Origin of the sequence: Providencia burhodogranariea DSM 19968 (assembly GCF_000314855.2) — a bacterium.
GTDB lineage: Bacteria > Pseudomonadota > Gammaproteobacteria > Enterobacterales > Enterobacteriaceae > Providencia > Providencia burhodogranariea.
Genome location: NZ_KB233222.1, coordinates 1,808,774 through 1,823,814, shown reverse-complemented (window position 1 = coordinate 1,823,814; position 15,041 = coordinate 1,808,774). Strand labels below are relative to the sequence as shown.

The following is a 15,041-nucleotide window of genomic DNA, read 5'->3' as shown; positions in this document are numbered from 1 at the left end:
CCGTGAAGTATGGAGCAGCGATTAGCCATTTTATTGCAAGGTGGCGTGATTGACCAAGATATTCACGATGGCATGTTACAGGTGATTTCGATTTTAGAGAGTGATTGGCAAATATCGATTCGTCATTCTCAAGGTAATATGGCATTGACTCATATGGCGAGTGCATTAATGCGTTCTCGCCGAGGTGAAAAAATCGAATCCATCGATGATGACATTCTTGATGAGATCAAAAATGCGGATAATTACCTGAAAATTAAGGAAATACATCAATCATTAATTAACCATTTTCAAGTTACTCTCGATCCGGCAGAAGAAGGGTATTTATTGGTCAATATCTATAGTTTGATACTTGCAAACGAGCATGCCTAATTTTTTGATATTAAATGTTCAATATTTTGAATATTTAAAGTGAGTATTTCGACGTTATCACAAAAGGGAAATGTATGTTCATTGAGGCATTAAAAAAACAAAATTCAAAGCTCATTGAGGCCGCGATACATTTCTGGCAGCGAGGAGAGATCTTGCCTGATAGTTATGTGATTGATGTCGACCAGTTTATTGATAATGGCCGTCAATTACTCGCTGCTGGGCAAGCCAATAGCATTGAACTCTATTTAATGAGCAAGCAAATTGGGCGTAATCCATTTTTGGTTAAAAAATTAATCGATTTAGGCTATCGAGGGGTTGTTGCTGTCGATTTTAAAGAGGCAAATATCCTTATTGAACACCAAATTCCATTGTGTCATCTCGGTCATTTAGTTCAAATACCCGATAAGCTGATAAAGCCTATATTACAGGCACAACCTGAGGTAATAACGCTTTTTTCATTAGAAAAAGCCGCCAAAATTAGCGAAACAGCGCTGGCTTTAAATTATGTTCAACCCGTTTTACTGAAGTTTATTCGTGAAGGCGATAATCTTTATCCGGGGCAAGAAGCCGGTTTTGATTTTAATCAGATTGAACAAACTGTTGATGCAATAAATAAATTATCAGGGATTAAAATTGTTGGTGTTACTCACTTTCCATGCCTTTTATGGAATGAACAACAACAAATTACGCAAATTACCTCAAATCTTCAAACCTTAACGGATGCTGCTCAAGCACTAAGGTTACTGGATATTGATGTCTTACAAGTCAATGGCCCATCAGCTTCGAGCATCAGCACGTTCCCCCTATTAGCGCAACATGGTATTACCCATACTGAGCCGGGTCATGCTTTTACCGGCACTATTCCGGCAAATCAATCTGGTACGCAACCTGAAAAGATTGCAATGGTTTATCTGACTGAAGTTTCTCATCAATTTGCGGGGAATACTTATTGTTTTGGCGGTGGTTATTATCGCCGCGGGAATGCACATAACGCATTGGTGTTCACCGCAGATAATCAGTATCACAGTGCCAGTATTCTACCTATAGACAGTTCTTGTATTGATTACCACATTCCTCTTGCAGGTCAATATCCCGTTGGCTCTGCGGTTGTGATGTGTTTTCGCACTCAAATTTTCGTAACCCGTAGTGATGTTGTTCTGATTTCAGGTATTTCTCAAGGAACACCTAAATTAGAAGGTATTTACAACAGTCAGGGGCAATGGATAAAGGAGAGTTATCTTGGCTAAATTCTTAGTTCTTGTCATTGATAGTTTTGGTGTTGGCTACATGGATGATGTGCCGTTAGTCCGCTCGCAAGATATTGGTGCTAATACGTGTGGGCACATCTTTGAGTGCAAACCTGATCTCCAGCTTCCTACACTAGAAAAACTCGGTATCGTCAATACTCTTGGTTTTAAGGTAAATAATATTGGATTTTCTAATGTAGCGAATACGGGTACGGCTGACCTTCAACATGATGGTGGCGATACTTTTATGGGACATCAGGAAATTATGGGGACCCGACCAAAAATGCCATTGCGTATTCCATTTTCTGCTGTGCTCGCTGATGTTGAAGCAGCTTTGTTAGAGGCTGGCTATCGCGTAAGTCGAAAAGGTGATGAGCCACTGCAATACCTCTGTGTTAATCAACATGTTGCGATTGGCGATAATCTCGAGGCAGATTTAGGTCAAGTGTTTAATATTACAGCTAATTTAACTGAGATTAGCTTTGATACGGTGCGCAAAATTGGCTTGATCGTTCGTCAGAATGTGAAGGTGGATAGGGTGATTGCCTTTGGAGGCTTAATGTCATCAAGCCAACAAATACACGATGCAGTCGAAAAAAAAGAGGGTCGTTATATTGGTATTAATACACCTAAATCAGGCGCATATGATAACGGATTTCAGGTTATTCATATGGGTTATGGTGTTGATAGCCAAAACCAAGTACCGGAAAAATTAGCCAAGAAAGAAATTCAAACGGTATTAATTGGCAAAGTAGCCGATATCGTTGAAAACTCTTATGGAACTAACTACAAAAATTTAGTGGATTCACAAACTATTTTGGATCTTACCTTTGATGAAATGCGCAAAGCGGGTTCGCGATTTATTTGTACCAATATTCAGGAAACTGATCTCTCCGGTCATGCACAAAGTGTTGAACGTTATGCTGATTGCTTAGTCATTGTCGATAACAATCTAGCGCGAATTATTGACGTAATGACCTCAGAAGATTGCTTGGTGGTTATGGCTGATCATGGAAATGACCCAACTATTGGCCACAGTAAACATACTCGTGAAAAAGTGCCTTTATTAGTTTACCAGCCGGGAATTCAAGGCGTTAATCTTGGTCATCGGGCAACACTGTCCGATGTCGGCGCAACGGTATGTGACTTTTTCCACGCTGAGCCGCCACAAAATGGCACTTCATTTTTGCCACTAATGCAGGCACGGCAACAGGGAAAAGAAGATGAATAACTACATTGATCCAAAGGGTTATACCTACGCACATGAGCATCTGCATATCGATTTATCCGGTGAAAAAAACAATATTGATTGCCGCTTAGATCAATACCCGTTGTTAGTGGCTGAAATGGTGCATCTATATGATCTTGGTGTACGCAATATTATTGAAGTGACTAATCGTTATATGGGGCGTAACCCTCAGTTTATGTTAGATATTATGCGTGATAGTAAAATGAATATTGTCGCATCAACGGGATATTATCAGCAGAAATTTTATCCCGATATCGTCAAATCCTTGAGTGTGAAACAGATAGCTCAAGAGATGATTGATGAAATTCAAATAGGCATTGATGGTACCGAGTTAAAAGCGGGTGTTATTGCTGAAATTGGCTCTAGTTTTCAAAAAATTACCGATGATGAGCGCAAAGTTTTTGAAGCCGCAGCAATGGCTAGTCGCGAAACAGGACGCCCGATCTCGACTCATACGACCTTAAGCACAATGGGGTATGAGCAATTAGTCATGTTAAAGCAATTTGGTGTTTCACCAGAAAGCGTGGTGATTGGTCATTGTGATTTGAAAGACAATCTAGACACCATTTTACCTGTGCTCGAAGAAGGGAGCTGGGTGCAGTTCGATACTATCGGAAAGAATGATTACTACCCTGATGAAAAACGGATTGAGATGCTGAATGTGGTCAAATCAAAAGGATTTTTAGGCCGAGTAATGCTGTCCATGGATATCACTCGACGCTCTCATTTGAAAGCTAATGGCGGTATCGGTTTTGATTATTTAATAACAACTTTTGTCCCTATGTTAATAAACGCGGGTTTTACTCAGCAAGATGTTGAGTTAATGCTACGTGATAACCCAATTCAATTCTTTAATCACAATCATAAATAAAAATAGAAGGATGGAACTATGAAATTCGTCGTTGGTGGTCAAATTGAAAAAGAAAAAATTGCAGACGCAATTCGTATACTTGCAGGTGATAAAGCACAATCTGTTGTTGTCATGAATGATATAGAGGCTGCAATGGCGCTGAAAAATGGCATCGTAGACTATTATCTCGGTGCTTGTAATACAGGTGGTGGCGGTGCGCTGGCAATGGCCATTGCTATTGTTGGTATGCAGTCATGCGCGACAGTGGGTATGCCGGGCAAAATTTTATCTGATGATGAAATTATTGCACATGTCAAAAATGGCAAAAAAGCGTTTGGTTTTACAGGACAAGATGCTGATGTTGTTGTACCTGTCATTATCAAGGCTATTTTCTCTGAGTAGGGGGTAGCATTATGGCACAAGACTTTTTATTGCGACTTATTGAAATTGATCCGTTAAAGGCAATATTACTTGCTGTAATTGGTGCAATTTCAGCCATGATGGCGAACCGAGGAATTGCGGTTTTTCATGATGGATTACGGCCTTTGATCCCTGAGTACTTGGAAGGTCGTATGAGCAGAAAGGCACTGGCAGCAACTAGTTTTGCCTTAAGCTTTGGTTTAATTATTGGTTTTGGTATTCCATTTTCGTTAGCAGCTCCTATTATCCTTGTTCATAGCTTACTCCTTGGAACTGATGTTATCGGTATTTGGTGTGCTGATAGTAAAAAAGGGTTTATTTTATCTGGCATTATCGGGGCGTTTTATGCCATTGCTTTACTGACCGGTTTACGCTCAGTTGTGGAGATTTTCTCAAGATTGCCGGTTGATTTTATGAATAACCTGAGCAAAGTTGGTGACCCGATAGTGGTCTGTTTTTCACTGTTTCCTGCTGTTGTGGTCGGTTATCAGTATGGTTATCGTAAGGGAATTTGGGTTCTTGTCGCGACGCTTATTGGCTATTTGGGAACACAATCAGTTGGTACGTTGACATTTGGTGGATTGATTGAAAAACCAGTAAAACTCGATCCTAATGGAACTGCATTATTATTGGGCATGGTAGCAATGTTCTATTTCGCGATGAAAGAACGTCCTCCGCAAACTACAGATGATACACAAAAAGGTGCCAATGAGATGTTGGTTGGCCTGTTCTCAAGCCGTATTGCCCGTATTCAGAAAAATAGATGGTTACTGGTTCTCAGTGGTGGTTTGACTGCGGTCGCTGCGACGATGTCATTTAGTTTGTTAGCCGAAGGCCCTGTTTCGTTGCAATTAATGGCTCAAGGAGAGCAATCGAGTGCAATGCTAGTGGCATTAGCGCGTGCTATCAGTTTTGTACCTTTGGTTGGAACAACGGCGATTGCAACAGGGGTTTATAGTCCTGATGGCATGAAATTTGTTTTTGTTGCTGGATTAGCAACTAACAATCCATGGATAGCATTCATTGCGGGCTGTGTGATTATGTTCTTAGAAATTATCATGCTGGCGAAAATTGCAATATGGCTTGATAAATACCCAGGCGTTAAAGCTTGCGGTGATCACATCCGTACAGCGATCACTCGTATGCTTGAAATTTCATTATTAGTCGGCGGTATGATTGCATCAAACGCAATTTTACCGGGAATGGGTTTTATGGTTGTTGCAGGAATTTATCTGTTGAACCGAACCTCGAAACGACCGCTTGTTGAGATGGCAATCGGACCAATAGCCACTATTGCGGTGGGGATCCTTGCCAATATTATTCATCTCGTTGGTTTAAGTTAATCCAAATAATTTTTAAAAGAGAAATAAAATGAAAACTTACCCGTTACAAAGCATGACGATGGAGCAGGCTCAACAAAAACAATTTCGTTTGGTTGATATTATTTGTCAGCATTTTCCGGGTAGTGATTTTCTCACGCAAGGTGATTTGGGGTTGGTGCCTGGACTTAATCAACCTCAAATCACACAACGCGTAGAGCGCGTTTTAGCCGATTTTTTCAGTGCTGAAGCAGCGGCTTTAGTTGGCGGAGCAGGAACAGGAGCATTAAGAGCTGGATTAGCGGCCATGCTCAAACCAAGTGAAACGTTATTAGTACATAATGCGCCAATTTATCCGACAACCCGTGTTTCGATTGAGCAAATGGGTATCCAAGTGATCTTAGCCGATTTTAATCAACTTGCAGATATTAAAAGGGTGATTATGGCTCGTCGACCCCAAGCGTGCCTGATACAGCATACGCGCCAAAAAATAGATGATTGGTATCATCTTGCCGACATTATTGAACTGATGAATGAAAATGATATTCCAACAATTATTGATGACAATTATGCGGTGATGAAAGTCCCCCTCATAGGGTGTGAAGCCAAGGCGTCACTGTCTACCTTCTCCAGTTTTAAGTTACTAGGGCCTGCGGGGGTTGGGGTGATTGTTGGAAAGCAGCAATGGATAAGTAAAATACGAGCATCGATGTATTCAGGTGGTAGCCAAATTCAAGGTTATCAGGCAATGGAAATGTTGCGTGGCTTAGTTTTTTCCCCAGTGACTCATGCTGTTCAAGCTAGGGTTAATGATGAGCTGGTGGTAAGGTTGAACCAAGGGGAAATAAGTGCCGTAAAACACGCTTTCCTAGCAAATGCGCAATCGAAAGTATTATTAGTTGAATTTAATCAACCTATTGCTAAGCAAGTGCTTGTTAAAGCAAAAGAATTGGGGGCATTACCTTACCCGGTAGGGGCCGAATCACGCTTTGAAATTCCCCCTTTATTTTACCGATTGTCAGGTACATTCCTAGAAGCCTCACCAGAGTTTGAGCAGCGAATGATCCGTATTAATCCTAACCGCAGTGGTACTGAAACAATAATGCGTATTTTACGAGAAAGCTGTGGTGAATAGCGATTAAATAAATGGAGGAATATAGCTCCCCGTTAGTTAGGGAGCTAACGGAATGACGCAATTATTTTTTATCTTTATTCTTCTCTAACCATTGTTGCATTTGCTTGATTTCAGGATCTTGCGCATCAATAATTTGTTCCGCAAGTTTTCTCATTTCGGGGTCAGTACCATATTTGAGTTCAATCTTTGCCATTTCTATCGCCCCTAAATGATGAGCTATCATCCCTTCTGCAAAAGCGATGTCCGCATTTTGCTCATCCATACTTTTTGCCATATCTGAATGCATTTTATCCATGGATTGAATTAATTCTTTTTGCATTTCATTGGTTGTCGCTGGAGATGTGTGCATTGAGTGATCTGAATTTGCAAATGCACTAAATGATAATGTGGCTGCAAGAAGTGTGGTAATCGGCAGTATTTTCTTCATGATATTTTCCTTACTACATGCGTTAGACAATGGGGATAACCATAAAGCTTCCCCTTAGGTGAAGGTCAATCGAGTTTGCTAATATTTAACTTAATTTAAGCTTGGTGACGAAAGGTACTAAAAGTAGCTTCAGTGATTTGGGCCTTGACTGAGAATGAGTAATCATTAAGGAGCTTGCTTTACATCATCAGGGCAATTCGTGAGATAACGATCAGAGCCACTTCTTTATTACATAATTTAAATTTAAATGAAGCCATCATCATTTAATAGTATGTCAAATGGAGAGGGGATAATAAGAAAAAATAACTCATTGAAAATAAATATAAATAATAAAATTAGAGATGAGGGTTTATAGAATAAAAAAGAGTTACCGACACAAAACGTGACATGTCACGCGACACATTTAATCACCGAATTATGCTTTCATCACCTCTATCTTGGCGCAATCAATCCCAATCTAATTTGCAGTATGACAGGCTTCTTTCACCCATACCAAGATAGTATTCTCTCAATTTATTTAAGGATATTGTCGCTAATGGCGTAAATCAAGTTAAGGTTAATTGACTTATCGATGGTTTATAGCGATAGCACTATCGATTGATAGCTTAGATACAAATGATTAATAAATATAAACATTGTTACTTTGATAAGATCTAATAATTATTAGCTTGAGTAAGTGAATCACATAATAAGATTTAATCCATGTGGGACAATAAAGTTACTCGCTCAATTTAAATCATATAACCATATGTTTTTATATTAAAAATAATATTTAATTAATTATTTCTTCAATATAGAGGTAGTTAATATAGAAATCCATAATGATAATAATAATCATTTGCAAAGGTGAGGTGTTGCTATATACTCAAAATAGATCATTTATTCTAATGATTGAGTGCAAGGAAAGTATTATTCGGTGTATTTATCATTTATTTTAACAAGGACGATTATGAAATATCTATCATTCACCGCGTTAACATTTGCTTTATCCACGGCTGCATTTGGTGTTAATGCAGAAACAATCTCAAAACAAAGCCAAGCATATAAAACTGATGGTGTTGAAGTCATTGTTGATGAAACTCAGGTGACAGGAGGGCAGCATTCTGGAGTAGCTGGTGCACCTGGTGTTGGGTTAGCGTCTATTTTTGGTGGGAAAACAATTGCGTTTTCTGGTTTTAAATCTTTCGCTAAAGAAAATGCTCAGGGTGTGAATGTGTTGGCTGCATCGAGTAATGGTCACCGTAGTGAAATGGGAGAATTTCACTTTACACAAGTGGCTAATGCAGAAGTTTATTTTGGCGATTGGTCAAAAACTGGCGTGGCAGGCGATGGCACTCACACTGCATTCTTCTCGGGCAAAGATGCAACAGAATCAGTACCGACTTCAGGTCAAGCAGAATACACCCTTGCTGCTATCAACCAATTTGATGGCCCAGATAAATTAAATGGTGTATTTACAGCCGATTTTGCAACAAAAGAATACTCTGGGTCGCTTAAAGGCGAATCGCTTAATATTGCAATAAAGGGTGATATTTTAGATAAGGGCCAATTTGCGGGCACTGCAATCGCCAATGAGTCAATCTCAGGACAAAGTGAAGGACAATTTTTTGGTGCTAATGCAGAGGCTGTTGCAGGTATTACCACCTTTAGCAATGATCATAGCAAAGATACTGCATTTGGTGGTTCAAAAGTTCAGTAATTAATTTAATACAAATTGACGGAAAAGTATTTCCGTCAATTTTTTTGTAATCTAACTGGCTTTAGGTCTATGTTGAAACGTCAATTCAGTATTTTATTATTTTTCTTTTTTTATAGTTACCCAGTGAGTGGGGTATCCGATGGTCTAGAAAATTATCGATTCCTATTAAAGGGAAAAACTGGGTTGAATAATCAACCGTTGATATTAAAAAGCACTGAACCCTTTATTAAAAATGAAATAATTATTAACTTTGATAATAAAAACTATAAAATAAATAATAATGTTAATGAAATGGGAATGGCGATTTATATCGCATTAAATCGTGGGCAATATCAGGATGTTCACAGATTATTACCTTATTATCAAAAATTGCCTGAATATGATTATTTATTAGTTAAATTTGCTGAAGCACAATTTGCAAGAATAGATAAAAATTACATTAAAGCTATCTCTGATTATCAACAGATCTTAACATTAAAGCCTGATTTTTTACGTGTAGAACTCGAACTTGCACGAACCTATTATGAAGATAAGCAAAACAAAGAAGCATTATTACTATTTAAAATAATATTGGATAAATATGCTCAGCAGCTTCCAGCTAATGTATCAATTGTAATTGGTCAATTTACAACTGAACTGAATAAAAAAAACCGTTGGTCAGGAAGTTTTTCTACAGGCTATGGTTATAATTCGAATATTAACCAAGTGCCCAATAATGATAGAAAAACCTGTTACCAGAATTTACAACAGCATCTTTGCTATGGCGGTAGTCAAGCAGATAAAGGCAGTAAGTTTATTTATGATGGAGATATTAATCGGTCATTTGCGTTTTATCAGCACCAAAGTGTTCAGTTTAAAGCTTACTCCTTTGGCAGCCACTATGAGAGAAATGCTGATTATAATGAAAATACCACCAATATAAGACTGTACTATCAATATCATGATGCCAACAAATCGTTATCAATAGGGCCAATAACCGAATTGAAATTTGTGGGAGGCAAACGGCGCTATTATGGTGTGGGAACGGGGATTGACGCAGAGTATCGTTTTTCACCCCAATTTTCGTTAACTGCGATGATAGATTCTAAAAAAATGATTTATCGTACTCCTTACCAAAGTAATGATGGAAATAAAAGTAATCTCTACTTAACGGGAATTTATGCGTTAACCCCTGAGGCTGTTCTCTTTGGTGGAATTGATAGTTCACTTGTTAATAAAAAATATGAAAGTGATAGCTATCGGCAATACGGTGCTAGAGTTGGTGTCTTTAAAAAATTTAATCAAGACGTAAATTTTCTTGGGCTAATATCTTATAAAAATACGCGATTTAATGATGCTCAATATGAATTTAATCATAAAGTCAGAAATGATGATGAACAGCTCTATTTAACGAAGCTCAGCATTCCAAAATACAGTTTTATGACATTGATTCCCTCTATCTCTTATAAGTACAGAATTAATAATAGCAGTATTGATACGTTGTACTCTTATAAACAAAGTGAAGTTGAATTTAAATTGGAAAAACGTTTTTAATATTTTCGGGTAACTATAATGAAGATTAGAAAATTGATCGCAATTAATATTGTGACAGGGGTTTCGCTCGCGTTAATTTCGGGTGTCGTGTTCACAAAAGAACATGAAAACTTAGGAACGATTATTGTTAATGACAATAATAAAACAGTCAAGGAGCGTGATCAGCAAGGTTATGATAATCAGTATGATAAAAATGAATCTAATATCTACATTGGTAAGGATTTAGTCGATCGTTATAAAGGAACCAACCCTGCTGATGTTTTAAATAGTGCCGTGGGAGTATACAGTGGTGATTCGCGTAATAGTGGGGCAATTGACCCGAATATACGTGGGATACAAGGACAAGGACGAGTACCTGTCACTGTCGATGGCACAGAACAAGCACTCACAGTTTGGCGAGGCTATAACGGTGCCAATAATCGTAACTATATTGACCCCAATATGATCAGCAGTATTACGATACATAAAAGTGCTTCATTGGATCCAGATGTGAAAACGTCAATTGGTGGCGGCGTCGCAATTCGAACCTTAAATATTGACGATGTTGTCGAACCGGATGAAATATTTGGTTTTGATTTAAAGTTAGAAACAAGTAGTAACTCGACTAAACCGCGGCTTCCTAATTTACAAACAGGTTCAGATTATCGTGATGACCCAGCCATTATGAAGAATTTACGGGAGGGTGACCGTGCCTCATATCTATTTAATGATCCTGCTTTATTAATATCTCGACGACCTCGTGGTGACGCTAATTTTTTTAATTTAAAAGATAATGCGGTGAGGATTGCCGTCGGGACACGACAAGAGCGCTTCAATGTCATGGCCGCGTATAGTTATCGAGATCAGGGTAACTATTTTTCAGGAACTCGGGGCGCGAATGATTATAAAGAGCCAATAAACAGCTTCGACGAGGTAAATCCATCAAAAGGGATTGATCCTTATTTACCTTTTGCCGCTAATATTTTTGCTCCCGGTCACGAAGTGACTAATACATCAAGTGAACTGAAAAGCTATTTAGTTAAAGCCAACCTAGTTTTATCTGAGTCACAAAAATTATCATTAGGCTACACCGATACAATTAGCCATTACGGTGAAATAATGCCTTCGAGGATCAGCTTTAGGGATTTAAACGATAAAGTTCCGCAGTGGACATTAGCCAAATATAATATGCAAGCTTTTAATGTCAATTATCATTTAAATCCTGAAGCTAACCCTTACATTAATATGAAATTAGGGTATTGGATGACTAAAGCCACCAGTGATACCAATACGTCAGGTAGTTTTCCTCGAGAACCTATAGAACGTGATTTGCTTTTTGAAATGGAAATGAAACCTCGTAACTTAAATATTGATGGTACTTTAGTTCATGGCGCAATGTTGAATGCGATTAATAAGCGCCAAGGATTTAATTTATCGAATAAAATGGCGTTATTAGATACCCTCGATTTAACGTTAATGGGAAGCTTTACCAAGGAAACGATAGATTCTAAAGATGATCTATTTGGAGATTCAGCGACGCCGAAATCCAATATTTTCGGAGCGATACCGAGGGAAGGGGAAAGACAAGAAAATACATTAGCATTTAATTTTGAGTGGCGGCCGACAAATTGGCTAAATATTAGTGCGGGCGCTCAACGGACTGGTTACTGGTCGCAAGATCACTTATTAAATAAAAGACGGGATGCTAAGGATCTGCGTTTTGCAAAGTCTGATCAATTAGTGGCGCAAGTTTATAATGTCTCACGAACGATTACTCAAGAAGAGTATAGCAAAATAGTTAATTATACTGATTTCAAAGGGCGGAATTTAGATACCGTTAAGGATTCACCTTATTATCTACAACTTTTTGTTGAGGGGGCGCTTGGTCTTAAACCACACTCCCTTGAGAATGCAGGTTTTCAACCGACATTCAGCCAAGGGGAGTTTAGAATAAACGAAAAATGGAAAGCAGAATGGCGTCTGGATAGTAATAATAAATTTACTCGGGAAACTAATCCATTTTATAACGGAACTATAGATACCAAAGAACAATCTGTCGATCCTTTTACAGGCAAAGTCGCTAAAACCTATATGCCCGCCTACGCTCTCGGAAGTAGAGATAGAAACGTGATTAATCGTATACCCGATGACCAAAAATTTAGCTATCAAGAAAAGAGAAGGGCACATGCATGGGCTCCTGCATTTTCTGCTTCGGCTTATCTCACCGATAATGATCGTATTTATACGAGTTATACTGAAACGGTACGTATGCCAAGCATATTTGAAGATACAGTCGGTTTTTCGGGTATATTGGGCACAGCCTTATGGTCAGAAAATACTCAGCCTGAACGTGCTAAAACGATAGAGGTGGGTTATGTCCGTAATATGCAGCAATTATTAGGGGCTGAACGATTTGCCGATATCCGAATTAACTATTATCACACCGCCATTGAGAATGCTTTTGAACGAGATGGTCAGATGATATTCACGCAGGTCGATCATCATACAACGTCAGGCATTGAATTGCAGGCTCGTTACGATAATGGTAATTATTTTGGTGATTTTGGCCTCGACTATCGATTAAAGAATGAAGTGTGTGATAGTGCCTCGATTGCGGGCTTAGACCCGTTTAATCAATATAATATGTCTGAGTGCGTTGAAGCAGGTTTTCCTGGTGGTTATCTGCGCACGCAATTACAGCCTAAATACAGTCTTAAGACGAGCTTAGGGATGCGTTTTTTTGAAGAGCGGTTAGAAATTGGTAGTCGTATGCGTTATCACAGCAGTGCTGAAAATAATGATGAAAAGAAAATGATGGGTAAGTATCCGCTAAATTATGCGCCAATGAATAATAGCCCAATGCGTTGGAACCCTGTATTTGTCGCAGACGCCTATGTTAGCTATACAATATCAAAAGATACCAGCATGGAGCTTTTGGCAACTAATATTTTCGATGAATATTATGTAGATCCATTAACACGCTCAATGATGCCTGCGCCCGGTCGAACATTAAGGCTCAGTTTTACTAGCCGTTTTTAAGCGAAGTCACCCTTCTAATTCTATTTAGAAGGGTGCATCGAGATATGATGAAAAATACCAAATTCTTGACATTTATTATCTCAATCTTACTGCATATAGTGATTATTGTTGGGTTTGTTCATATTCAACAACAGCATCCTAATAAGCAGCACCAAGCTATAATTAATGCGCCAGTTATTTCTATCGCATTAACACAGGCAGTTAAAGAGATAAAATCGGTGGAAACTGAAACGCTACCGTTTATTAATAACGATCCGCTGATTGAATCACTCGCAATAGTTGAAAATGCGCAGATTATTGTGCCATTCAAAGATAAAAAAATTGAACAACAGAAAACAGTTGTCAAAAAAGAAAAAGCCAAACCGGTTACGGTTAAAAAAGATCGCGATCCTCAAAAAGAACCCGTTAAAAAAACCGATAAGTCGTCCACGAAACCGCAAAAATCAATGGAAGGTGAAACGGCTTTTTCTCAGTCGATGGGCACTCAGGGGAAACTAACACAACTTGCATCAAATGTGGTTGATAATAGTGAATTGAATATCTACCGCGAAAAATTACGTCAAGAAGTTGAACGTAATAAACAATACCCTCGGCGTGCAAAAAAGATGAAAAATAGAGGGGCAACTCAAATACAATTTTATTTGACCGCAACAGGAGATATTACCTCAGCGAATATCGTCAGTAGTTCTGGTAACGAACTTCTCGATAAGGCCGCACTTTCTGCCGTGGAAAAGAGTAGTTCAGTGGGTATCCCCCCTGTAGACTTTTTACGTTCAGTGACGTTTAAAATTGAATTTAAATAACAACGCGATATGACCCATCGTTATTTTATGTAAACAAAATAGAGTAAATATTTTTTGGCAGTAAAATATAAGTTGATGAATAAATAGACGAATGTGCCATTGGTTTGTACGCGATATCTTTTAAGGAATAGGGTTATCTTAGGTCTTCACTCACATTTAAATTTAAAAAAAATCAGTTGGTTGTAGTAAGTGTTTCATCTGCTCAAATATTACTGCGAAAATATTATTTGCTATTGTAATGAATATATGAGTTAATAGCACCGTTGATTTAGTACTAAAGACCTATTTATGAAAAGCAAGTTAAAGCAGTTCACCAATAAATGTTATCCACGATACCTTCATTGCGAATTCCTTCTAATTTAGTTCCCATAAGTACGTACGAAAAAACAAACATTACCACGCCCTATGGCAACTTAATAAATTTAAAGGATATAACATGTCTAATACAATGACTGGTACAGTAAAATGGTTCAACAACGATAAAGGTTTCGGCTTTATTTCTCCTAAAGATGGCAGCAAAGATGTATTCGTACATTTCTCTGCAATCCAAAGCAGCAACTTCAAAAGCTTAAATGAAGGACAAGAAGTGTCTTTCACTATCGAAAATGGCGCTAAAGGCCCAGCAGCTGCAAACGTTGTTGCACTGTAAGATAGAGCTTATTTTCGAAAACTGAACCTAGTGTCAGTACGAATTTAATAAAAACCTCGATTATGCGAGGTTTTTTGCATTCTGTGATACCGATAATATCATAACTTAATAATGTTACAGATTTAATGAACTAGTCCAATGCATCTTTATAAAGCATTTCTGAATTTATTCAGGATACTGATTATTTACTTTCAATCGGCAATTTTTGACTAATGTAATTAATTACTGATATTCCCTTTTGGCAGGCGGTTTCTTTAAGTGCCAATGGTGTTTTTTCAACTGTACTTTTGAGTAAATCTAACTGACCTGCATACTCTTCTTGT

General features: G+C 38.2%; 13 protein-coding genes. 12 read left to right on the top strand and 1 reads right to left on the bottom strand.

What is annotated here, in order from left to right:
- The first annotated feature begins 9 nt into the window (after nt 1-9).
- From OOA_RS07810 to OOA_RS07780, 7 genes are all read left to right on the top strand, one after another.
- Nucleotides 10-369, top strand: a complete 360-nt coding sequence (locus tag OOA_RS07810) for a PRD domain-containing protein (RefSeq protein ID WP_008911601.1) — start codon at nt 10-12, stop codon at nt 367-369.
- 74 nt (nt 370-443) lie between these two features.
- A complete protein-coding gene (locus tag OOA_RS07805; protein ID WP_008911600.1) occupies nt 444-1,616 on the top strand; it encodes a YhfX family PLP-dependent enzyme in 1,173 nt (390 codons plus the stop codon).
- Nucleotides 1,609-2,847, top strand: coding sequence for a phosphopentomutase (locus OOA_RS07800; protein ID WP_008911599.1), 1,239 nt, complete (start codon nt 1,609-1,611; stop codon nt 2,845-2,847). The genes OOA_RS07805 and OOA_RS07800 overlap by 8 nt, the downstream gene beginning before the upstream one ends.
- Nucleotides 2,840-3,736, top strand: a complete 897-nt coding sequence (locus OOA_RS07795; protein WP_008911598.1) for a phosphotriesterase-related protein — start codon at nt 2,840-2,842, stop codon at nt 3,734-3,736. Before OOA_RS07800 ends, OOA_RS07795 begins: the two co-directional genes overlap by 8 nt.
- An 18-nt stretch (nt 3,737-3,754) precedes the next feature.
- Nucleotides 3,755-4,117 (top strand): DUF2620 domain-containing protein, encoded by a 363-nt coding sequence (locus OOA_RS07790; protein ID WP_008911597.1) that lies wholly within the window; start codon nt 3,755-3,757, stop codon nt 4,115-4,117.
- A gap of 11 nt (nt 4,118-4,128) precedes the next feature.
- Nucleotides 4,129-5,478: a YhfT family protein gene (locus OOA_RS07785; RefSeq protein ID WP_008911596.1), complete on the top strand. Its 1,350-nt coding sequence runs from the start codon at nt 4,129-4,131 to the stop codon at nt 5,476-5,478.
- A 28-nt stretch (nt 5,479-5,506) separates the two neighbouring features.
- Nucleotides 5,507-6,589 (top strand): aminotransferase class V-fold PLP-dependent enzyme, encoded by a 1,083-nt coding sequence (locus tag OOA_RS07780; protein WP_008911595.1) that lies wholly within the window; start codon nt 5,507-5,509, stop codon nt 6,587-6,589.
- A 61-nt stretch (nt 6,590-6,650) separates the two neighbouring features.
- Here the strand turns inward: OOA_RS07780 and copM are convergent, their stop codons facing one another.
- A complete protein-coding gene (gene copM, locus OOA_RS07775) occupies nt 6,651-7,016 on the bottom strand; it encodes a CopM family metallochaperone (protein WP_008911594.1) in 366 nt (121 codons plus the stop codon).
- Nucleotides 7,017-7,965: 949 nt separating this feature from the next.
- Here copM and OOA_RS07770 point away from each other — a divergent pair.
- The 5 genes from OOA_RS07770 to cspE all read left to right on the top strand — a co-directional run bounded on the left by OOA_RS07770 (nt 7,966) and on the right by cspE (nt 14,718).
- Nucleotides 7,966-8,715 (top strand): Slam-dependent surface lipoprotein, encoded by a 750-nt coding sequence (locus tag OOA_RS07770; protein ID WP_008911593.1) that lies wholly within the window; start codon nt 7,966-7,968, stop codon nt 8,713-8,715.
- 69 nt (nt 8,716-8,784) lie between these two features.
- Nucleotides 8,785-10,248, top strand: coding sequence for a surface lipoprotein assembly modifier (locus OOA_RS07765; RefSeq protein WP_008911592.1), 1,464 nt, complete (start codon nt 8,785-8,787; stop codon nt 10,246-10,248).
- Nucleotides 10,249-10,266: 18 nt separating this feature from the next.
- The gene (locus OOA_RS07760; RefSeq protein ID WP_008911591.1) at nt 10,267-13,266 is read left to right on the top strand and encodes a TonB-dependent receptor domain-containing protein; all 3,000 of its coding nucleotides are present in this window, start codon (nt 10,267-10,269) and stop codon (nt 13,264-13,266) included.
- Nucleotides 13,267-13,310: 44 nt separating this feature from the next.
- Nucleotides 13,311-14,069, top strand: a complete 759-nt coding sequence (locus OOA_RS07755) for a TonB family protein (RefSeq protein ID WP_008911590.1) — start codon at nt 13,311-13,313, stop codon at nt 14,067-14,069.
- A 436-nt stretch (nt 14,070-14,505) separates the two neighbouring features.
- Entirely contained in the window at nt 14,506-14,718 is a 213-nt protein-coding gene (gene cspE / locus OOA_RS07750) for a transcription antiterminator/RNA stability regulator CspE (RefSeq protein WP_008911589.1), read from the top strand.
- Nucleotides 14,719-15,041 lie beyond the last annotated feature (323 nt).